19 protein-coding genes are annotated in these 21,223 nt (G+C 72.9%); 4 read left to right on the top strand and 15 right to left on the bottom strand.

The window, feature by feature from the left end:
* Positions 1-160: 160 nt before the first annotated feature.
* Entirely contained in the window at positions 161-2,434 is a 2,274-nt protein-coding gene (locus tag ACLQ2W_RS27185; RefSeq protein WP_425789840.1) for an ATP-binding protein, read from the bottom strand.
* Positions 2,435-2,733: 299 nt separating this feature from the next.
* On the opposite strand from ACLQ2W_RS27185, the gene ACLQ2W_RS27180 reads away from it, so the two are divergent.
* On the top strand, positions 2,734-3,054 hold the full coding sequence (locus ACLQ2W_RS27180) for a peptidase inhibitor family I36 protein (RefSeq protein ID WP_425789838.1): 321 nt from the start codon (positions 2,734-2,736) through the stop codon (positions 3,052-3,054).
* 93 nt (positions 3,055-3,147) lie between these two features.
* On the opposite strand, the gene ACLQ2W_RS27175 is transcribed toward ACLQ2W_RS27180, so the two are convergent.
* Positions 3,148-4,371, bottom strand: coding sequence for a PP2C family protein-serine/threonine phosphatase (locus ACLQ2W_RS27175; RefSeq protein WP_425789836.1), 1,224 nt, complete (start codon positions 4,369-4,371; stop codon positions 3,148-3,150).
* An 85-nt stretch (positions 4,372-4,456) separates the two neighbouring features.
* Positions 4,457-5,002 (bottom strand): GNAT family N-acetyltransferase, encoded by a 546-nt coding sequence (locus ACLQ2W_RS27170; RefSeq protein ID WP_425789834.1) that lies wholly within the window; start codon positions 5,000-5,002, stop codon positions 4,457-4,459.
* Between the two features lie 51 nt (positions 5,003-5,053).
* Here ACLQ2W_RS27170 and ACLQ2W_RS27165 point away from each other — a divergent pair, with 51 nt between their 5' ends.
* On the top strand, positions 5,054-5,896 hold the full coding sequence (locus tag ACLQ2W_RS27165; RefSeq protein ID WP_405092874.1) for a YhjD/YihY/BrkB family envelope integrity protein: 843 nt from the start codon (positions 5,054-5,056) through the stop codon (positions 5,894-5,896).
* Positions 5,897-5,901: 5 nt separating this feature from the next.
* Here ACLQ2W_RS27165 and ACLQ2W_RS27160 read toward each other — a convergent pair whose 3' ends face one another.
* Entirely contained in the window at positions 5,902-7,068 is a 1,167-nt protein-coding gene (locus ACLQ2W_RS27160) for an alkaline phosphatase PhoX (protein WP_425789832.1), read from the bottom strand.
* A gap of 91 nt (positions 7,069-7,159) precedes the next feature.
* Positions 7,160-7,579: a 50S ribosomal protein L7/L12 gene (locus tag ACLQ2W_RS27155; protein ID WP_425789830.1), complete on the bottom strand. Its 420-nt coding sequence runs from the start codon at positions 7,577-7,579 to the stop codon at positions 7,160-7,162.
* A gap of 68 nt (positions 7,580-7,647) precedes the next feature.
* Between ACLQ2W_RS27155 and ACLQ2W_RS27150 the strand changes: the two genes are divergently transcribed.
* The gene (locus ACLQ2W_RS27150) at positions 7,648-9,243 is read left to right on the top strand and encodes a phytoene desaturase family protein (RefSeq protein WP_425789828.1); all 1,596 of its coding nucleotides are present in this window, start codon (positions 7,648-7,650) and stop codon (positions 9,241-9,243) included.
* Between the two features lie 53 nt (positions 9,244-9,296).
* Here the strand turns inward: ACLQ2W_RS27150 and ACLQ2W_RS27145 are convergent, their stop codons facing one another.
* Both ACLQ2W_RS27145 and ACLQ2W_RS27140 read right to left on the bottom strand, forming a co-directional pair.
* Positions 9,297-9,932 (bottom strand): TMEM175 family protein, encoded by a 636-nt coding sequence (locus ACLQ2W_RS27145; protein ID WP_425789918.1) that lies wholly within the window; start codon positions 9,930-9,932, stop codon positions 9,297-9,299.
* Positions 9,933-10,041: 109 nt separating this feature from the next.
* Entirely contained in the window at positions 10,042-11,622 is a 1,581-nt protein-coding gene (locus ACLQ2W_RS27140) for a Rieske 2Fe-2S domain-containing protein (protein ID WP_281935647.1), read from the bottom strand.
* A gap of 258 nt (positions 11,623-11,880) precedes the next feature.
* On the opposite strand from ACLQ2W_RS27140, the gene ACLQ2W_RS27135 reads away from it, so the two are divergent.
* Entirely contained in the window at positions 11,881-12,105 is a 225-nt protein-coding gene (locus ACLQ2W_RS27135; protein WP_107155975.1) for a DUF2631 domain-containing protein, read from the top strand.
* Positions 12,106-12,196: 91 nt separating this feature from the next.
* Here ACLQ2W_RS27135 and ACLQ2W_RS27130 read toward each other — a convergent pair whose 3' ends face one another.
* The 8 genes from ACLQ2W_RS27130 to ACLQ2W_RS27095 all read right to left on the bottom strand — a co-directional run bounded on the left by ACLQ2W_RS27130 (position 12,197) and on the right by ACLQ2W_RS27095 (position 21,129).
* The gene (locus tag ACLQ2W_RS27130) at positions 12,197-13,471 is read right to left on the bottom strand and encodes a DivIVA domain-containing protein (protein WP_425789825.1); all 1,275 of its coding nucleotides are present in this window, start codon (positions 13,469-13,471) and stop codon (positions 12,197-12,199) included.
* Positions 13,472-13,493: 22 nt separating this feature from the next.
* A complete protein-coding gene (gene rlmN / locus ACLQ2W_RS27125; RefSeq protein ID WP_281935651.1) occupies positions 13,494-14,639 on the bottom strand; it encodes a 23S rRNA (adenine(2503)-C(2))-methyltransferase RlmN in 1,146 nt (381 codons plus the stop codon).
* 104 nt (positions 14,640-14,743) lie between these two features.
* Positions 14,744-16,021: a phosphatidate cytidylyltransferase gene (locus ACLQ2W_RS27120; protein WP_425789823.1), complete on the bottom strand. Its 1,278-nt coding sequence runs from the start codon at positions 16,019-16,021 to the stop codon at positions 14,744-14,746.
* Between the two features lie 259 nt (positions 16,022-16,280).
* Complete coding sequence (gene frr / locus ACLQ2W_RS27115; protein ID WP_281935654.1) at positions 16,281-16,838, bottom strand: ribosome recycling factor; 558 nt, start codon at positions 16,836-16,838, stop codon at positions 16,281-16,283.
* An 83-nt stretch (positions 16,839-16,921) separates the two neighbouring features.
* The gene (gene pyrH, locus ACLQ2W_RS27110; RefSeq protein ID WP_036345766.1) at positions 16,922-17,689 is read right to left on the bottom strand and encodes a UMP kinase; all 768 of its coding nucleotides are present in this window, start codon (positions 17,687-17,689) and stop codon (positions 16,922-16,924) included.
* Between the two features lie 152 nt (positions 17,690-17,841).
* Positions 17,842-18,669, bottom strand: coding sequence for a translation elongation factor Ts (tsf, locus tag ACLQ2W_RS27105; protein ID WP_425789820.1), 828 nt, complete (start codon positions 18,667-18,669; stop codon positions 17,842-17,844).
* 141 nt (positions 18,670-18,810) lie between these two features.
* Complete coding sequence (rpsB, locus tag ACLQ2W_RS27100; RefSeq protein ID WP_425789818.1) at positions 18,811-19,731, bottom strand: 30S ribosomal protein S2; 921 nt, start codon at positions 19,729-19,731, stop codon at positions 18,811-18,813.
* A gap of 231 nt (positions 19,732-19,962) precedes the next feature.
* Positions 19,963-21,129 (bottom strand): hypothetical protein, encoded by a 1,167-nt coding sequence (locus ACLQ2W_RS27095; RefSeq protein WP_425789816.1) that lies wholly within the window; start codon positions 21,127-21,129, stop codon positions 19,963-19,965.
* Between the last annotated feature and the right edge of the window lie 94 nt (positions 21,130-21,223).

The following is a 21,223-nucleotide window of genomic DNA, read 5'->3' as shown; positions in this document are numbered from 1 at the left end:
ATTGTTCCCCAGCGCCGCCGCACGCCTCACCCGGGCCGTTCCGGGGCCTCCTCGTCGCGCGGGTCGGCCGGGTCGACGGTGAACTCGAACGGCTGCCGCAGCACGAACTTCGCCCGGTTCGTCGGCTGGACCCGACCATGGCCGGTCCAGGGCAGTACAGCTAGCTGCCCGGATTGCCGATCCGATCGCGCACCATGGCGGCCCACGGATGGTGCAGGCCCTCAAGGATCCGCGCGGAGGCGCTCCAGTCCGCTCTGGCGGCGTCCCGGTCGCCCGCCGCCCACCGGTCCTCCGCCCGGTGCATCAGCACCTCCGCCTCGAAGAACGGGTCCCCCAGATCCCGGAACAACGCAAGGGCGTGCTCGTAACATCGATCCGCCTGGCCCGGATCGCCCAGCTGGGCGCAGAGCCGGCCGAGAGTGTCCCAGGCGCTGGCTTCGCCGTGCCGCTCACCGAACCGCCGCAACAGAACCAGCGCCGTCCGGGTCTGACGGAACGACTGGCGGAGATTGCCAGCCAGCAGGTGGTACCAACCAGAGCTGTTGAGCGCTTCGGCACCAGCGCTGTGGTTGCCCGCCAGCAGGAAGAGGAGCCTAGCCCGCCGGGAGTGGTGGAGGGCGCCGGGCAGGTCGCGGCGCTGTTGACGCACATACGCCAACCCGTGGTGGGCCCGCGCCCGCCCGCCGAGGTCTCCGATCCGGCTCGACAGCCGCAGCGCCCGACGCAGGCTGGCCTCGGCCGCATCGTGGTCGCCGAGACGCAGGTAGGCGCGGCCCATACCGCGCAGCGCGTACGACATGCCGCGGGCGTCGGAGCCCACTCGGGCGGCACGGAGGGCGACGCGGTTCACCACCAGTTGGTCGGCCCAGTGGCCGCCGCGGGACAGGAACGTGGTCATCGCCCACGCCAACTGCCATGCGTGGGTCGCCATGCCGTGCTCGGCGGCCAGGTGCACCATGGCGACGAGGATTGTCCGGTGCGCCCGGTACCAGGCGTTGGCGTCCTCCTCGTCGGCGAGCGGGTGGACGGTGACACCCGGCGCCGGGGTGATCGTGGGGAGCGGTTCCCGGCGAGGCTCGAGGAGACGGGCACCCGCAACCGCGGTCTGCAGGTAATGATCGCCGAGCCGCCTCAGCGCGGACCTGCGGTCGGCATCGCTGTCCCGCTGCCCTCGTTCCTTGGCGAAGGCGGCCACCAGGTCGTGCAGGTGCCACCGGCGGTCGGCCGTCTCGCCGATCAGGTGGACCCGGGCCAGCTCGGCGAGCAGCAGGCCCACGTGCTCGGGTGGGCGCCCGACCAGGCTTGCCGCCGCCGCCTCGTTGGCGGCGCCGGGATGCAGTCCAAGCACCCGGAAGACCTGCCGGGCCCCGGGGCGCAGCAACCGGTATGAGCCGAGGAGGCAGGAGCGTAGGTCTGTCGGGCTGTCGTGGCTGGCCAGACTGTCGAGCCGTGGCACGGCACCGGTCAGGTCACCCGCGACGACGGCCAGCGGCACCGCGGGCTGGGAGACGATCCGGGCAGCCGTCACCGCCAGGGCGAGCGGCAGGCCGCCACAGCGGTCGACAATCACGTTCGCGGCGGTCGGTTCGGCATCGAGGCGGCCGGCGCCGACCCGGCGGCGCAGCAGTTGTCGCGACTCGTCGTCGCTGAGCGGGCTGAGGCTGACCGGGTGTGCGGACGCCGCCGCGACCAGCCCCAGGAGCCGGTCCCGGCTGGTGACGACGACTACGGATCCCGGTGCCGCGACCAACAGCAGTCGGACGTGCTCCGCGTCGCGGGCGTTGTCGAGCAGCAACAACATTCGCTTGCCGGCGAGCAGGCTGCGCAGCAGGCCAGTCCGGCCCGTCTCGTCGACCGGCGTAGCCGCTGCCGGAACCCCCAGCGCGCCCAGGAACGCGTGGGCCGCCGAGGTGGCAGCCAGCGGCGGTTGGCTGGGGTCGAACCCGGACAGGTTGACGAAGAGCTGTCCGTCCGGGAAGCGGTCCTTCACCCGGTGCGCCCAGTGCACCGCGAGTGAGGTCTTACCGATCCCTGGCGGACCTACCACCAGGGTCGTCGTGCCCACGGTTGGCGTCTCTGTGCTGAGCAGCGCGTCCATCACGGCCAGAGCGTCGGCGCGTCCGGTGAAGGAGGCGGTGTCCGGCGGCAGTTGAGCCGGAAGGGGTCGACTCGCCGTGGAGGCGCCTGCTGTCCCGTCCGTCGGCGAGCTGAGTCCCGGAGCCGCCCGTGACCGCTCGTGAAAGTCGCGCCGCTCGTCACCGGACAGCCCCAACGCCTCGGCCAGCAACCGCACGGTCTGCTGGCGGGGTTGCCGGATCCGCCCGGTTTCCAGGTCACGAAGGTTCCGCACGCTGATTCCCGACCGAGCGGCGAGCTCCTCCTGAGAGAGGTTCAGCGACTGTCGACGCGACTTGATCAAAGGACCGAACTCCATCGCTTGTCCTGTTCCTCAGCCGTCGTGGGAGGAAGTCGCCGGTGGATCGCCGGTCAGTCGCCTGGATCGGCTCCGGTGTGCTCACGACACTACAAGTCATAGACAAACGTCAGCGCGGGCAGATCGGCCGGCACCCGCGCGGCGTTCCTTCCGACAAGCCGGAAGCCCTTTTCGGCGGCCCTAGGAGGTTCTGCATGTTCCAGCGAACACTGTCCGCACTCACCCGACCGAGCCGGGCTCTCGCCGTGGCCGCAACGGCGGCAGCGGCCCTTCTGGCAGTCAGCTCTCCGGCCGCGGCCGTGGTGACCCCATCCGCCACCTACGCCGACTGCCCCGCTTCCAACGTGTGCTTCTACACCGGCAGCGGCGGGTCAGGCAACATGTGCAACTGGTCGAACGCCGACCCGGACTGGACGTCGGGAACTGACCGGTGCTCCTGGGCCCGGAGCACTCCGGCCCGCTCGGTGTACAACCGCGGAACCTCCACCTCCTACACGGCGGTGGCGTTCTACACGGGCACGTACTACGCCGGCTACAACGGGTGCATGGGGCAGGGTTGGCAGGGCAACATCGGCCCTGCCTACCTGCTCTCGCACAGGTGGATCACCTCCCCCTGCTGACCGCGGGGTGAGGCCGCGGCCGCGTCAACGTGGGCCGCGGCCGCCAGGCCGGGCGGGCCACGGACTGATCATCCGAGGCCCGCCCTCGCGGCATCAGCGGTCGCGGTCACCGGACGCGGCGAGGTGCTCCAGGTGCCGCATGGGCAGGTGCGGCGGCTGCCACTCCAGGAACAGGGCGGTGGCGTCGTCGTCAAGCTCGTCCTGCTGGTACGCGAGGACGGCCCGTATCAGGCGACGCATCGTCTCCGGGCTGGGCAGCCGGTCGTTGAGGGCACGCTCGACGAAGTCGACCAGCCGGTCCAGCCCGAACCGCTCCCTGTTGTCGCCGCGCGCGTCGGTGATGCCGTCGGTGTAGGCGAGGATGCGGTCGCCCGGGTGCAGCGCCTCCTCGTGCACCCGGGGGCGCTTGCCCGACAGGTTGCCCAGGCCGAGCGGCAGCACGGTCGGGCCGGGCAGCGCCCGGACGGCCCGGCCGTCGCGCAGCAGCATGGCGCCCGGGTGGCCCGCGTTGATGATCCGGAGCAGACCGGTGCGCCTGTCGAGTTCGGCGAGCAGCCCGGTCGCGAACGTGCCGGGGTGCTCGGAGCGCACCCACCTGTCGATGCTGATCGCCGTGTCGACCAGGTCGAGGCCGGTACGCCGGGCGTTGCGGTACGCGCTGACCACGAGCGAAGCCAACGCGCTCGCCTTGATGCCGTGCCCGCAGGTGTCGAAGAGCCCGACGCTGAGCACGTCGCCGTTGAGCGCGTAGTCGAAGATGTCCCCGCCGACGTCGTAGCAGGGTTCGAGGATGGCGGTGATCACCAGGTCGTCGGTGGCGAACGTCAGCGGCGGCAGCAGCCCCCAGACGATCTCGGCGGCGACCTGCATCGGCAGGCGGCGGCGGATCCGTTCGACGGCGTCACCGTAGAGCCGGCGGTTCACCAGGAGCTGGGCGACGTTGACCGCCACCTCCCAGGCCGGCCGCTCCAGCGCCGGGTCGCCGACGGCCGGGGACACGACCTCCAGCACCCCCAGCCGTTCGCAGCCGAGCAGCAGGGGCACCCAGAGCCGGTCCGGGTGGGCGGGCGCGCGCTGCACCTCGAGGCTGGTGAACGCCCGACCGGCCAGCGTCGTCTCGATCGTCAGCTCGCCCCGGGCCGGGCCGGCGCCGGGCAGGGGGACGAGCGACGACTGCGTGTAGTCGGCCAGGTAGATCACGATCTCGCTGGCGCCGATGGCCGGCGCTGCGCTGCTCACCAGGAGCGACAACTCGTCCGGCCCGCCCCGGGACGCGTGGAGTTGCAGCCAACGTGCTGCCTCGCCGCCGTCGACCACCGCACCTCCCCCGCGTCCCCACCACCGTAGGAGTCCGACGGCGAACTGCCAACGTACGGGCACCGGACGAGACGAGGAACTCCGGCTAGGCGGGACGGTCCAGGACGAACGTCTCCAGCTCCGCGCCGCCGTACCAGTCGGTGCGCACGCCCAGGTGCGTCATGCCGAGCCGCCGGGCCACCGCCGTCGACGGCTCGTTGCCGGCCATCACCACCGCGTACACCCGGCCGGTGCCGGTGGCGAACTCCCGCTCCAGCACCGCCCGGGCCGCCTCGGTGGCGTAGCCGTGGCCCTGCGCGTCGGGGTGCAGGTGCCAGCCGACCTCCAGGTCGTCGGTCGGCGTGACGCCGTCCCGGCCGGGCAGCGGCTTGAGCAGCACGCTGCCGGCCGCGCAGCCCGTCGCGTGCGGTTCGATCGCCCACAGGCCCCACCGACCGGCGTACGGCGCGTTGCGCTCACGCCAGGAACGCACCCGCTCCAGCGCGTCGCCGGGCCGGGTCAACCGCCCCTTCCCGCCGCCCAGCCAGCGCATCACCTCCGCACGGGAGTAGATGTCGTAGACCCGGGCGAGGTCGTCGGGTGACTCGGTCCACTCCCGGACCACCAGCCGCTCGGTCGAGGCGATCATCATGACGCCGGATCGTAATGCGTGGCCGGCGACCGCACGGGGAACGAGGGGGCGATGGGCGACGGCTGGCAACGCACGAAGCGGATCACCTCGGCGGCGTTCCGGCCGGTCCGGGGCCGGGATCTCTCGCTGCACGCCGCCGCGATCACGTTCTACGGCGCGATCGCCGTGGTGCCGGTGGCGCTGCTGGCGATCTGGCTCACCGGGCTGCTCGCCGGCGCCGACCGGGTGCGCCGGCTGACCTCGTACGCGATCGACACGCTGCCCACCGAGATCGGCGCGCACCGGGCGGTGGCCGCGCTGGTCGAGGCCGGGTTGGGGCTGACCCCGCTGCTGGCGCTCGCCTCGCTGCTGCCGGCCTCGCTCTACGGCGAGGGGCTGCGCCGGGCGTTCGTCTCGGTGGCCGAGCCGCGCGCCGAGTCCGGCGCGCTTGTCGGCTGGCGCGGCCGGCTGCTGCTGCTGCCGCTGCTCGCGCCCGCCCCGGCCCTGCTGCTGTCGATCCTGCTGGCGCTGCCGCTGACCACCCGGCTGGTCCGGCAGGGCGGCTGGATCGGCGCGCTCGGTGTGGTGCTGTCGTTCCTGGCGGTGTGGCTGGTGCTCACGCCGGTGCTGGTGTGGGTGTTCCGGGTGGTCGGCCCGGCCTCCCCGGACTGGTTGTCCACGCTCGGCATGGGCTCGTTCACCGCCGCGAACCTCTCCGGCTTCCTGCACGGTTTCGTGCTGTTCTGCTCGCTGCCGCTGAACCTGGGCGTGCCGTTCGGCGGGTTCGACGAGATCGGCGGCGGGGTGGCGGTGCTGCTCTGGCTCTACCTGTTCCACGTGATCGTGCTGGCCGGCTACTCGGCCACGCTGGCGTTGAGCCGGTGGCGGGCCGCCCGGGAGGCGGCCCGCGCCTGAGCCGGTCAGCGCCGGAACGGGCCGCGTACCTCGTAGGTGATGCCGCCGGTGCCGGCCTTCGCGCCGTTGGTGCCGCGCTGGGACGAGAAGTAGAGCCGGCTGCCGTCCGGCGCGAACGCCGGGCCGGTGAGTTCCGACGCCGACTGCCCGAGCAGCCGCAGGAACGGCGTCACCACGCCGGCCGGCGTGATCATGTTGATCTCCATGTCGCCGCCGTCCTCGGCCACGTAGAGGTCGCCGCCTCCGGTGCCGGTGATGTTGTCCACCCCGGTCAGCGGCGCCGCGCCGGCCTCCACCAGCGAGTCGTCGTACGCGAGGTCGAGCCGCTCCCGCGCCGCGTCGTACGCCCACACCCGGTTGTCGCCCTTGGTGGTGAACCAGCAGGTGTCGTCCGCGTACCAGCAGCCCTCGCCGCCGGCGAACGACTTCGCGGCGCCCACCTGGAAGCGGGTGGGCACCGGGAAACCGTCCCGGTCCGGCAGGTCCCGCCAGGTCACCGGGCCGGCCACCTGGTCCTCCGGGGCGCAGAGCACCTGCACCCGACCGGTGCGCAGGTCACCCCAGGTGTCCGGGACGAAGCGGTAGAAGCAGCCGTCCGGCTCGTCCTCGGTCAGGTAGACCACCTGCCGGACCGGGTCGCAGGCCGCCGCCTCGTGCTTGAAGCGACCCATCCGGGTCCGCTCCTCGCCGCCCCGGCCGCCGTCCGGCCAGGTCTCGAACACCCGGCCCAGCGGCACCTCCTCGCAGGAGAGCCACGTCCCCCACGGGGTGGGACCGCCGGCGCAGTTGTTGTTGGTGCCGCCGAGGATCCGGTACGCGGCGACGATCGTGCCGTCGGCCGCGAAGCGCACCGCCGAGGCGCCGCCGACCAGCGGCACCTCCGAGTTGGAGACGTAGTACCAGCCGTCGCCGGCCGGGAAGCACGCGCCGCCGTCCGGCGCCGGGTGCCAGACGTACGAGGTGCCGGCGACCCGCTGGCCGGAACGGGCGATCACCCGACTGGTGAAGCCGGCCGGCAACCGGAGGCCGTTGGCGTCGGCGGCCAGCAGGTCACCGTAGGGGCCGGGGCCGGGCTGGGCGGGCGCTGCCGGCGCGGCGGCGGCCCAGAGGCTGCCCGCGAAGGCGGTGCCGCCCACCACGGTGGCAGCACGCAGGACGGTACGACGATCCATCGGATGACCTCCCCGAGACGATGGTTCCCCGCCGACGGTAGCCCTCGGACGGCATCGACCGCCGCCACTGCCCGGTGAACGTGGCGTGACGTCAGAGTCGGTCGACGTACCGCTTCGCCTCGGCCAGCGACCAGTTCGTGTGCTCCCGCACCAGCTTGACGGCGTGGATCTTCTTCCCGGCGTGCACCAGCCGGGTCGCCTCGGCGCGCACGCCGCCGCCCGGGTCGACCGGGCCGCCGGGTGGGGCCGGCAGCGGGCCGCCCGCCCGCAACGCGTCGACCGCCTGCTTCGCCTCCAGCAGCGGCAGCCCGGTCTGCTGGCGCAACAGCCGGACCGCCTCGACCGTGTGCCCCGCACGGGCCAGCCGCAGCACCTCCCCCTGCCCACCGCCGGCGACCGGGTCCGGGGCGACCAGATCCCGGGGACGGCCGGCGGACCGCCGGAGCACGAACCAGAGCAGGAGCAGGACGACGAGCACGGCCGGGAGCGCGAACTGGACTGCCTCGGGCATGCCGGCCACGGTAGCGCCCGGCCGCGAACCCTCCCGCCGGGGTCGGCCCGGCAGTAGGCTCCGTTCCCATGAGTGACGGGACAGAGCTGCCGGCACGCGCCGACGTCGTCGTGGTCGGCTCCGGGCACAACGGCCTGGTCTCGGCGATCCTGCTGGCCCGCGCCGGCCTCGACGTGCTGGTGCTGGAAGCGGCCGAGGTGATCGGCGGCGCCACCCGCACCGAGAACCCGTTCCCGCTGGTGCCCGGGCTGCGTCACTCCACCGGGTCGTACCTGCTCGGGTTGATGCCGCCGGAACTGCTCGCCACGCTCGACGTGACCATTCCGGTGCTGCGCCGCGACCCGCACTACTTCCTGCCCACGCCCGGCGGCCCCGGCGCGCCGTACCTCCTCTTCGGCAGCGACGCGGCGGCCACCCGGCGGCAGCTCACCGAGATGTTCTCGGCGGCGGACGTGGCGGCCGACGACGCGCTCCAGGCCGAGCTGGCCCAGCTCCGCGAGGACCTCGCGCCGGCCTGGCTGGCCGAGCCGCTGCCGGTCGACGAGACCGCCGAACGCTACGTCCGGCCGGCCCTGCGACAGGTCTTCGTCGACCTGGTCCGCGGCTCGGTCGCCGACCACCTGGCCCGCTTCGACTTCCGCTCCGAGTTGCTGGTCAGCATGTACGCGGTCACCGACGGCCTGTCCGGGCTCAACGCCGGCCCGGACGACCCGGGCACCGGGCACAACTTCCTGGTGCACAACATGTGCCGGCTCCCCGGCGCGGACGGCACCTGGATGATCGCCGAGGGCGGCATGGGCACCGTGTCGCGCACGTTCGCCGACGCGGCCCGGGGCGCGGGCGCCCGCATCGTCACCGGCGCCCCGGTCACCGCGATCACGCTGGACTCCGGCGCCGCGTCGGGCGTGGTGCTGGCCGACGGTCGGGAGGTCGGCGCGTCAGTGGTGCTGGGCGCGTGTGACCCGTACCGGCTGATCGACCTGTTGCCCGACGGCGTGCTCCCGGCGGAGCTGGGCGCGCGGATGGCGGCGGTCCGCCGGCCCGGCACCACGCTCAAGCTCAACCTGGCGCTCACCGGGCTGCCGCGCTTCTCCTGCCTGCCGGCCGACGCGCCGAGCCCGTTCGGCTCGACCATCCACCTGCTGCCCGGCTCCGACTCGCTGGTCGGCGGCGGCGGTGAGTCGCCGATGGCGGCGCTGCGCGGCATGTGGGCCGACGTCCAGGCCGGGCGGCTGCCGGACGAGCCGACCATCGAGTGGTACGTGCACACCACCGTCGACCCGTCGCTGCAGGACCCCGCCGGGCACCACTCGTCGGCGCTGTTCGTCCAGTCGGTCCCCTACGAGCTGGCCGGCACCACCTGGGACGCGGCGCTGCCCGGGTACGTCGAGCGGCTGATCGCGATCTGCGAGCGGTACGCGCCGGGCACCGCCGACCTGATCGCGGACGCGGTGCCGCTGCCCCCGCCCGGCATCGAGGCCCACTTCGGCATCACCGGCGGGCACATCCACCACGTCGACAACACGGTGTCGTTCACCGACCGGATGCCGTACGCCACCGGCGTGGACGGCGTCTACGCGGGCAGCGCCGGCTGCCACCCGGCGGGCAGCGTGATCGGCGCCGCCGGCCACAACGCCGCCCGCCGCATCCTCGCCGACATGTAAGGCGGGGCCCCCGCTTAACGCCTGCGGTATAGGAGGGGCCCCCTTTTAACACCTCACGACGAGGCGGCCTCCTGCCCGGCGCGCGGGAGGTCGCCCGGGCCACGGATCACGTAGAGCCCGATCAGCAGCAGGTACGCCAGCAGGCTGAGGATCGGGTCGACGAACACGACCGCGAACGCGACCAGGTAGAGCAGCGGGCCGAGCCGGAACCGGCGGGCCACCGCCCGGGCCAGCCGCGGGTCGAGATCCGGGTGCAGCAGGCCCCGGCGGCGGGCCCACCACCAGCTCAGGTTGAAGAACACCGCCTCGCCGAGCACCGTGCCGACGTACAGCGCCGCGGTCAGCCGCTGGTCGCCGACGGAGCCGCGCAGATTGTCCGCCAGCAGGTTCGCGGTGAACGGGATGGCCGCCACGAACATCAGCAGCAGCAGGTTCAACACCAGCAGCATCTGGTCGACCCGGCAGACGTAGCGCCACATGTTGTGGTGCGTCAGCCAGACCTGGCCGACGACCGCGAACGTGATCACGTACGCCAGGTAGGCCCGCCACTCGTGCGCCAACGCGGCCGGCAGCCCCCGATCGTTCGGGGCGTCCGGGCCGAACTGGAGCAGCTCGACCGCCATCAGCGTGAGCACGATGGCGATCACCGCGTCGCTGAACGCCTCCACCCGGGAGGCGTCCCGCGCCATCTCGCTGCTGCGCGCGAACCGGTACGCCGGCTCCCGGTCCGCCCCCGTCACGCCGCCCCCCTCACCAGGAGATGGTCGCGCGCCGGGGGCGGCGGGCGGGGCGAAAGCGTCAGATGACCGGGTTCCCGGCCGGCGCCGGCGTCTCCTCGTCGGCCCGGTGGGCGCGGATCTTGTGCCCGACGCTGGTCAGGCACCGACCGCTGGGCAGGTCGAACTTCCACCCGTGGAGCTGACAGGTGAGCTGGTCACCGTCGACGATGCCGAACCGGCTCAGATCCGCCTTCAGGTGCGGGCAGCGCCGCTGCACCACCCAGCCGTCGACCGTGATGTCCTCGGCGTCGACCGCGCGCTCGTGCTCGTCGTACCAGCCCTCGGCGTACTGGAGGCGCTCCTCGGAGAGGCACTTGAAGAACGCGTAGACGAACTCGTTGTACTGGCCGATCCGGGCCGCCGAGAACCGGCAGGAGAGGAAGAGCGAGTTGACCCAGTCGACCTCGCCGATGTGGAACAGGTGCTCGATCAGCGCCCGCTCGGTGCGGAACCGGTAGCGGACCTTCTCGTCCGCGTACGGCCGGACCTCCTTGCCCGGGAAGTCCACCACGATCGACTCGACGTCGGCGCCGTCGTAGCTGACCAGGTCGAAGCGGACCGGGCCGCCGACGCCCTTGGCCAGGTAGATCGACTCGTCGAGCAGCGGCTCGATCCGGCGCTTCATCTCGGCCAGCACGTCGATCTCCGGGTGCCGCCAGGACGCCTTCTCGGCCTCGATGACACCGCGCTTGCGCTCCCGCATCTCCTCCAGGTGGGCGACCTTGTTCGCGAAGAACTCCTCCACCGGCTGCGGGTGGGTGGTGGTCGCGCCCTCGGTGGTGATCTCGGTGACGCTGCCCGGCAGCAGCACGATGCCGTTGTGGCCGCCGACCTTCGCGTACTCGGCCAGGAAGACCGACTGGTCGGGGAAGATGTTGCCCTCGTCGCCGAAGATGTCGTTGAACTGCCACAGCTCGTCGTCGAGGAAGCAGGGCGGGCCGGCGATCGGGAAGACGTGGTCGGCCTTCAGGTCGTCGATGTAGCGCCAGGTGCGGTCGAACTGCCGGTCCCGCTTCTGCTTGCCGAACGCGGTCTTCGCCGACTGCGGCAGCTCGTAGACCATCGGGTACCAGATCGCGCCGGAGAACTGGAGCATGTGCGCGTGCACGTGGCCCAGCTCGGCGAAGACGGTCAGGTCGGTGGGGCGGGCGTCGTTCTGGTTGAGCAGCCGGACGCCGTCGTACTCGACCCAGAGCGACGAGTCGCCGATCGGGCCGTCGGTCGGGCTGGTCAACGCCTGGATCATGATCTTGAGGCCGCCGGGCAGCTCCACCACCTGCTCGTTCGGGGCCTTCAGGAACTTCGTGAAGCCCAGCTCCCGCAGCTCGTCCTCCATCTCGGAGGTCGGGTACTCGGGCAGCAGGACGGTGGCGTCCTTCGAGACGAAGTCCCGCAGGTGCTTCGCGTCGAAGTGGTCCCGGTGCAGGTGCGACACGTACAGGTAGTCGACCTGGCCCAGCGTCGCCCAGTCGAGCTGGGAGTTGTCGGGGAAGGGGAACCACGAGGCGAAGTAGGCGGGATTGACCCACGGGTCGCACAGGATGCTGCCCGCGGGCGTGTCGATCCGCATGCTGGCGTGGCCCGTACCGGTCACTCGCACCGTAGTCCCCCTCAAAAAGGCATCAGGCGTACGACAAGACGCTACCGGAGACAGTGTGGTCGCCGTCCCGCGACGCCCACAGTGCCGGCCGGCCCCCGCGGAACAGGTCCAACGGCCCGGGCCGATCCGCCCACCCGTCGCGCCGGCCGCCGGTCGCCCGTGCGGGTCGTCCGACCCCGTCGGGTCGGACCCTGCGCCGGGCCCGGCACGCGGCGTGCCAGACTAACCGGAGATCCGATCGCGAGGGAAGGACCGACAGTGGCAGGAGACGAGCCGGTAACCGCGCCAGACCAGCACAGGCCCGGGCACCGCAGGTCCGGACGGATCGGTGCGGTGGTGTCGGCGGTGGCCCTGGTGTTGATGGCGCTCTGCGGCACCGAGGAGGGCCGGGTGGAGCACATCTGGCTGTTCGGGATCGCCGCGCTGCTGCTCGCCATCGTCATCGGCGACGCCGTGCTGCGCCGCAACGGCCTGCGGTCCTGACACCCGGCACCAGCGGTACGCGGAAGGGCCCGTCCCCTCGGGGGCGGGCCCTTCGTCGTCAGTGCGTCGTCGGTGCGTCGTCGGGTGCGGCTCAGCGGCCGAGCAGGATGTCCTGCACGTCCTTGAGCGCGGCGTCGACCTCCGCCTCGAAGTAGCCGCCGGGCACCAGCCCGAAGCGCAGCGTGTCCAGCTCCTTCGGGTTCACCGGCATCGGGTTGCGCCCCTGCATGCCGCCGAGAAGCGTGTCGAAGAAGCGGTCGACCTGGTCCGGGTCGTACCCGCTGCCGAACCGACGGACCTGGAAGCCGCGCCGGATCTGGTCGACCCGGTGCAGGTCGCTGCCGGGCGGGCCGGCCATCGGCGGGCCCACCATCGGCGGGCCGGCGGCCGGCGGACCGACAAGCGGCGGGCCCGTCATCGAGGGGCCGCCGCCGTAGCCCTGGTCCGGCGGGCCGTAGCCCGGATCCGGCGGGCCGTAGCTCTGCTGCGGCAGCGCCGGCGGGCCGGCCGGGCCGCGCCCACGCAGCTCCCGCAGGTCCCGCTCGGGCATCCGGATCTCCGCGGTCATGTCGGCCCGACCGTGCCGGCCGGCCTCGAAGCCGTCGAAGCGGTCGCTCGGGCCGCCGTACCCACCCGGGCCCTTGTCCTGACCGTAGCCGCCCGGACCGGTGTCCTGGCCGTGCCCGTACCCGCCCGGACCGGTGTCCTGACCGTAGCCACCGGGGCCGGTGTCCTGACCGTAGCCACCGGGGCCGGTGTCCTGGCCGTAACCGCCGGGGCCGGTGTCCTGACCGTAGCCGCCCGGGCCGGGCGGCAGGCTGCGCGGCGGCGGTCCGCCGTGCCCGATCGGGGCGCCCGGCCCGGGGCCCATCGGGCCGGGACCGGCCGGGCCGCGCGGCGCGTCGTAGCCGCCACGGGGGCCGTCGTACCCACCGGCGAACGCGCCGGTCGGCTCGTCGTAGCGGTTGCCGTAGCGGTCGACGGGCGGGCCGGCCTGGGCCGGCATCTGCCGGGGCGGCATCGGCGGCTGCGGCACCGGGGACAGGCCACGGTCGTCGCGCATCGGCGGCCCGAGCCGGTCGGCCATCCGGGGATCGCCACCGCGCCCGCCGGGGGCGCCGGCGCGCTCCTCCAGCTCGGCGAGCTGCCGCTCGACCCGGTCGAGGTGCAGGTCGACCTGCCACTCGTCATAGCCGTTGAACCGGACCCGGAAGACGACGTCGTGGACCTCCTGGGACGCGACGGGCGCACCGATCGGCTGGCCGTCGAGGGTCGCCTCGACCCGGTCCAGGAAGGCGTCCACCTCGTCGACCTTGTATCCCCGACGGAGCGCCTTCCGCCGGAAACGCTGACCCTGACTCGCCACTATGTCTCCTGGTCTCGTACCGCTACGCCGTTGCCGCGCGGGGGTCGCTGTCGGTGTCCTCGGCGGCGGCGAGCTGCCCACACGCCCCGTCGATCTCGCGCCCCCGGGTGTCCCGCACCGTGGTGGACACGCCGGCGTCGCGCAACCGCCTGACGAACTCCCGCTCGACCGGCTTCGGGCTGGCGTCCCAGCGGCTGCCCGGAGTCGGGTTGAGCGGGATCAGGTTCACGTGGGTCAGCTTGCCCGCCAGCAGCCGCCCGAGCAGGTCGGCCCGCCACGGCTGGTCGTTCACGTCCTTGATCATCGCGTATTCGATGGACACGCGACGCCCCGTCGTGGCCGCGTAGTCCCACGCCGCGTCCAGCACCTCGGACACCTTCCAGCGCTGGTTGACCGGGACGAGTTCGTCGCGCAGCTCATCATCGGGGGCGTGCAGCGACAACGCAAGGGTCACGGAGAGGTCTTCGCTGGCCAACCGCCGAATGGCCGGCACCAGCCCGACCGTGGAGACGGTGATGTGCCGCTGGGACAGGCCGAGCCCCTCCGGGGCCGGCGCGACCAGCCGGCGGATCGCCGCCACCACCCGCGCGTAGTTGGCCAACGGCTCACCCATGCCCATGAACACCACGTGCGACAGCCGCGGCGGCGAGCCGGCCACCGCACCGGAGGCGGCCACGCCGGCCAGGTAGACGGCCTGGTCGACGATCTCCGCGGTGGAGAGGTTGCGGGTCAGCCCGGCCTGGCCGGTGGCGCAGAACGGGCAGGCCATGCCGCAGCCGGCCTGGCTGGAGATGCAGACGGTGACCCGGTCCGGGTAACCCATCAGCACGCTCTCCACCAGCGAGCCGTCGTGCAGCCGCCAGAGCGCCTTGCGGGTGGCGCCGTCGTCACAGGCCAGCTCGCGCACCGGGGTGAGCAGCGTGGGCAGCAACGTGCCGGCCAGCCGCTCCCGGGTCGCCGCCGGCAGGTCGGTCATCCGCTCCGGGTCACGGACCAGGCGGCCGAAGTAGTGGTTCGACACCTGCTTGGCGCGGAACGCCGGTTCGCCCAGCTCGGTGACGAGCGCCTGCCGGCCCGGCAGGTCGAGGTCGGCGAGGTGGCGGGGAGGCATCGCGGGCCGGCGGCCGCGGGCGTCGGGGTCTACGGAGATCAGCGGGAGGCTCGTCATGGCGCGTCCAGTCTGACACGCGCCGAGCCGGACGCACCTGTGCACCGGCGCCGAATCGCCCCCGACCGGCCGGTCGGGGGCGTGGTGACGACGTGATCCATCCCTCAGCTCACCACCGGCACGAACACCGCCAACAGCAGGTACGCCGTCGGCACCGCGAACAGGATCGAGTCGAGCCGGTCCATCAGGCCGCCGTGGCCGGGCAGCAGGTTGCTCATGTCCTTGACGCCCAGATCGCGCTTGATCATCGACTCGGCGAGGTCACCGAGCACCGCCGCGCAGGACATCGCCATCCCGAACAACGCACCCCACCACGGGGCCACGTCGAACAGCAGCCACAGCAGCAGCGCGCTGCCCGCCGCGGCGGCGGTGACCGAGCCGGCGAAGCCCTCCCACGACTTCTTCGGGCTGATCTTCGGGGCCATCGGACGCTTGCCGAAGGCCACCCCGGCCGCGTACCCGCCGGTGTCGGAGAGCACCACCGCCACCAGCGTGACCAGCACCCGCAGGTGACCGTCGTCGGGCGCGGCGGCGAGCAGGGCCGCGAAGCCGGCGAGGAAGGGCACGTAGACCGCGATCAGCGTGGCCGCGGTCAGGTCACGCTGGTAGTTGCCGGGACCGTCGCCGAGCCGCCAGATCATCGTGCCCAGCACGGTGACCAGCAGCCCGAGGCAGAGCGCGTCCGGGCCGGCGAACCAGGCCAGCCCGACCATGATCACGCCACCGGCGACCAGCGGCACCAGCGGCGGGTGGGCGCCGCTGCGGCGGACCGCCCGCGCCATCTCCCAGATGCCGATCGCCACCGCGGCGGCGAGCACGGCCAGGAACGCCGGCAGGAAGAAGAAGAGCGGCACCACGATCGCCGCGCCGAGAGCCGCCCCGACGCCGATCGCCGCCGGCAGGTTGCGACCCGCCCGGGACGCCGGCGGCGCGGTGGTCGGGGGACGGTCCGCGCTCGCCCGTCGACGCCCCTTCGACCGGCGACCGGCCGGCGGTTCGGGCGCGGGCTCGTCGCGTACCGCGGGGTCGTCACGGACCGTGAACTCGTCGCGGACCGGGGCGATCTGCGCGGTGGGGTAGTCGTCGTCCGGCCGGTCGTCGCCCGCCGGGCCACGGTCGCCGGGCCCAGGCTCGTCCCGCCGGCCACGCGGCGCGGCCGGCGGGCCGTCGGGCGGCCACGGCGCGTCGTGGTGCCGCTGATCCAGCGGGTACGCGTCGGTGACCGGCCCGGCGTACGCCTCCGCGTCGGGAAAGCCGTCCGGGCCGGGGGCGGGACGCCGCCACGGGCCGGGCTCCAGGCCGGTCTCCGGCCAGGGCAGGGCGGGGGCCGAGCGGTCCCAGCCGCGCGGCTCGGTGCTGCCGTAGGGGTCGGGGTGGGACATCACGCACCGGCAGACGGTACGAAAGCCACCACATGACGCAAGACCAAGACCATCCCCTACCGGCGTGAGACTTCCTGTTGACCGACCGACGGCCGGGCGATTCCCGCCGTTCACCCGGTGGTGGTCGGGAATCGTGCCGAGCCTACTGCAACCGGCCGGCGTCGAGGGTGGACGCCGCCGGGCACGACGACGGCACCGGGCCGCCGCCCGGGGTGCCGGGCGACGGCGGCGCGGTGCCGTGACGGAGTGCGCGGGCCGTTCAGACCTCGAGCAGCTCGCTCTCCTTGTGCTTGATCATTTCATCCACGGTGCCGACGAAGCGCTGGGTCAGGTCGTCCAGGTCCTTCTCCGCGCGCCGGCCCTCGTCCTCGCCGACCTCGCCGTCCTTGACCAGGCGGTCCAGCTCTTCCTTGCCCTTACGGCGGATGTTACGGACGGCGACCTTCGCCTCCTCGCCCTTCTGCCGGGCGACCTTGATCATCTCGCGTCGCCGCTCCTCGGTCATCTGCGGGAGCACGATGCGCAGCTGGTTGCCCTCGTTGTTCGGGTTCACCCCGAGATCCGAGTCGCGGATCGCCTTCTCCATCGCATTGGTCTGCGAGGTGTCGTACGGCTTGATGATCACCATGCGCGGCTCGGGCACCGCGATGGACGCCATCTGCGGCAGCGGGGTCGGGCTGCCGTAGTAGTCGATGACGATCCGGGCGAACATGGCGGCGTTGGCGCGACCGGTGCGGATCCCGCCGAATTCCTCCCTGGCGTGCTCGATGGCACGCTCCATCTTCTCCTCCGCCTCGAGGAGGGTGTCGTCGATCACCGGTCTCCTCGCCTCCTTCTGTCGCTCGTCGTGGGCTGTGCTGGGGCTGTGGCAGAGGACCGCTGCCGGTCCGGGTGGGCCGGTCAGGCGGTGATCAGCGTGCCGATCTTCTCACCGCCGACGGCGCGGACGATCGTGTCGTCACCCTGGGCGCCGAAGACCAGCATCGGCAGGCCGTTCTCCATGCAGAGGCTGAACGCGGCGGCGTCGGCGACCCGCAGGTTGCGGCGCAGCACCTCGGAGAAGGTGATCGAGTCGAGCTTGCTCGCCGTCGGGTCGATCCGGGGGTCGGCGGTGTAGACCGCGTCCACGCCGTTCTTGCTCATCAGCACCACGTCCGCGCGGATCTCCAGCGCGCGCTGGGCGGCCACCGTGTCGGTGGAGAAGTACGGCATCCCGGCGCCGGCGCCGAAGATCACTACCCGGCCCTTCTCCAGATGCCGGATCGCGCGCAAGGGAATGTACGGCTCGGCGACCTGGGCCATGGTGATCGCGCTCTGCACCCGGGTCTCGATGCCCTCCTTCTCCAGGAAGTCCTGGAGCGCGAGGCAGTTCATCACCGTGCCCAGCATGCCCATGTAGTCGGCGCGGGCGCGGTCCATGCCGCGCTTCTGCAGCTCGGCGCCGCGGAAGAAGTTGCCGCCGCCGACCACCACGGAGACCTGCACGCCGCGGCGGACCACGGTGGCGATCTGCCGGGCGATGCCCTGGACCACGTCCGGGTCGACGCCGATCGCGCCGCCGCCGAAGACCTCGCCGGACAGCTTCAGCACCACCCGACGGGACCGGCCGGGCGGAGGGGCGGTCGGGTCATCCGCCGCCAGGCTCCGGTCACTCACAACCTGCGTCATCCGCCCCGCCCCTTCTCCCCGCGCACCGCGCGAGCGTCGCGTACCTGCCCTTGCCGACCCTATGTGACGAGGAGGCCGCGGTGCCTGTCGCGTACACCGGCGGCCTCCTCGTCCACGTTCTCGCTGCCCGGGCCCGCGGCCCGGGTGGCGGCTCAGGCCTGGCCGACCTCGAACCGCACGAAGCGGGTCACCTCGATGCCGGCCTCGGCCAGCACCTGCTTGACGGTCTTCTTGTTGTCGGCGACCGAGGCCTGCTCCAGCAGGACGAAGTCCTTGAAGAAGGCGTTCACCCGGCCCTCGACGATCTTCGGGAGCGCCGCCGCGGGCTTGTTCTCCTCGCGGGCGGTCTGCTCGGCGATGCGCCGCTCGGACTCGACCGTCTCGGCGGGCACCTCGTCCCGGGTGAGGTACTTCGGCCGCATCGCGGCGATCTGCATCGCGACGCCACGGGCGTCCGCGTCGCCCGCCTCGTCGGTCTTGCCGGAGAACTGCACCAGCACGCCGACCGCCGGGGGCAGGTCCTGGCTCTTGCGGTGCAGGTAGACCGCGGTGGTGCCGTCGAGCTTGGCGAAGCGGTTCAGCACCAGCTTCTCGCCGATCTTGGCGGACTGCTCCTGGATCAGGTCGGCCACGCTCTTGCCGTCGATGGTGCTGGCGAGCAGCTCCTCGGCGTTGGTGGCGGCACTGGTCACGCCGTGCTCGACCAGCTGCTGGGCCAGCGCGATGAAGGCGTCGTTCTTGGCGACGAAGTCGGTCTCGCAGTTGAGTTCGAGCAGCGCCTGGCCGGAGTGGGCGATGAGACCGTTGGCGGCGGTGCGACCGGCCCGCTTGCCCACGTCCTTCGCGCCCTTGACGCGCAGGATCTCGACGGCCTTGTCGAAGTCGCCCTCGGCCTCGGTCAGCGCCTTCTTGGAGTCCATCATGCCGGCGCCGGTGAGGTCCCGGAGCTTCTTGACGTCCGCGGCGGTGAAGTTGGACATGACTCTCTCTTCGGTGTCTGTGACTACTGCGGTGGGATGGTCTGACTGCCGGTTACCCGGAACCGGGCCGGTGTCGCCCGGTGTGCCCGCCGCGCCCCGCCGGCCGGCGCAGAACCGGCCGGCGGGGACACGACGGTGCGATCACTCCGCGGCGGCGGTCGCCGGCTGCTCGGCAGCCTTCTTCGGCTCCTCGGCGGCGGCCGGCTGCTGCTCGGCGGCGGCAGCGGCGGGCTGCTGCTCGGCGGCGGCGGTCGCCGGCTGCTCGTCAGCCTTCTTCGGCTCCTCGAGCAGCTCGCGCTCCCACTCGGCCAGCGGCTCGTCGGCGCCGACCTGGCCCGCCTCGGGCTTCTCGTCGCCGCCCCGGCCACGGCCGGAACGCGCGATCAGACCGTCGGCGACGGCCGCGGCCACGACCCTGGTCAGCAGCTCGGCCGAACGGATGGCGTCGTCGTTACCCGGGATCGGGAAGTCGACCTCGTCCGGGTCGCAGTTGGTGTCCAGCACGGCGATCACCGGGATGCCCAGCTTGCGGGCCTCGTCGACGGCGATGTGCTCCTTCTTGGTGTCGACGATCCAGACCGCGGCCGGGAGCTTCTGCATGTCCCGCAGACCACCGAGGGTCTTGGTGAGCTTGATCTTCTCGCGGGAGAGCTGGAGGGTCTCCTTCTTGGTGTAACCGGCGGCGGTGCCGCTCAGGTCACCCAGGGCCTCAAGCTCCTTCATCCGCTGGAGCCGCTTGTACACGGTCTGGAAGTTGGTCAGCATGCCACCGAGCCAGCGGTGGTTGACGTACGGCTGGCCGACCCGGGTCGCCTGCTCGGCGATGGCCTCCTGGGCCTGCTTCTTGGTGCCGACGAACAGGATGCTGCCGCCGCCCGCGACGGTGGTGCGGATGAACGAGTACGCCTTCTCGATGTAGTCGAGGGTCTGGCGCAGGTCGATGATGTAGATACCGTTGCGCTCGGTGAAGATGAAGCGCTTCATCTTCGGGTTCCAGCGCCGGGTCTGGTGCCCGAAGTGCACACCGCTCTCCAGCAGCTGACGCATGGTCACGACGGCCATGGTGGGTACTCCTACTTTGTCCCTGGTTGTCCGTCCGGCCGGCGGCCGGACGCCTGGCGCCCGGTCGCCGGCCAGGGTGGGCCCGGACGAAGGACCGGGACCAGGGAGGCCGTCGCTCCACGGAATGACCATGGAGAGGGCGCGCGAGGTCGACCGCACGAGGCGGTCGCCAGTTGACCAGTGTACGCGCCTTCTCCGCCCCCCGACCCCGGGGTACGCGGTCGCCGGCGGTCAGCGGGCCGCGAGCGCGGCGGCGACGAAGAGCACCAGACCCACGGTCAGGTACGCGGTCGGCGGGCGGAGCCAGCCGCGGCTGCCGTCGGCCAGCGCGAGCCCACCGGTGCGCAGGCCGTACAGCCCGGCACCGAAGATCGGCAGCCCGACCACGAGGAACGTGCCCACCACGACGTGCGACGTGGAGACCGGGTCACCCACCAGCCCGTGCAGCAGCACCCGGAACGCGGGCACCTCCAGCACCAGCACGAGCGCCGCCAGCAGCACCGCCAACGCCGGGCGCCGGGTCCGGTAGACGCCGTCACCGGGCGGCGGTCCGTCCGACCGGGGCACGACCGCCGGCATCGGGCCGGTCGGCATCTCCAGCGGGTTCACCGGCGCCGTCGGCTCGGTCGGGGCGGTCGGGGCGGTCGGGCGCTCGCCGATGGTCAGCGAAGTGGCCGCACCCGGGCTCGGCCGGCCGCCCACCGAGATCTGCGTCCCGCCGGCCGTGGCGGGCTCCGCCGACCGGCCGGTCTCCACGATCGGGTAGCCGCCGAGCGGGCCCGGACGGGCCGGATCGCCGCTCCCGGCCGGGGCGTCCCCGCCGAACCCCCCGAACGAGCCCGGACCGGCCGAAACGACGCCCCCGGCCGGGGCGTCCGCACCGAACCCCCCGAACGAGCCCGAACCGGCCGAAACGGCACCTCCGGCCGGGGCGTCCGCGCCGAAACTCCCGAACGAGGCGGGTCGGGCCGGGTCGGCGCCCCCGGCGAGGGCGTCGGTCCCGCGCGACCCGAGCGGGTCCGGCGCGCCGCGCGACGCGGTGCCGAGCGCGTCGACGCCGCTGCGCGACACCGCGCCGAGCCGGTCGTCCCCGTGCCCGGCCGCAGACTCGCGTGCCGCCCGCCGGCCGGCCCGCCCCGGCAACTCCCCGGAGACCTCCGGGTCGTCCGGTCGCTGTGACCGCCAACCACTCGTGTCGTCGACGAGCGGATCGGCGGCGGAGTACCGACCCGGGTCCGCGTACCGGCCCTCGCCCGCCCGCTGCTCCGGGGCGCGGTAGTCGTCGTCGCGGTAGCGCGGCTCGCCCGCGGCACGCCAGTCCGACTCGTACCCGCGGTCGCCCCACCGCGGTTCCTGCTGATCCTCGGGATAGCTCCGTCGTCCGTCCACGACGGGCACGGTATGCGACCGGCACCAGCCACGCCATTCGGGTCGACCGGAGCGTCACCGCAGCTCATCCCTACACCGCCCGGTCGTCGTGCGATCACGGAGC

It is taken from the genome of Micromonospora sp. DT227 (assembly GCF_049841835.1).
Classification (GTDB): Bacteria; Actinomycetota; Actinomycetes; order Mycobacteriales; family Micromonosporaceae; genus Micromonospora.
This window is presented reverse-complemented; position numbering and strand designations above follow the sequence as displayed.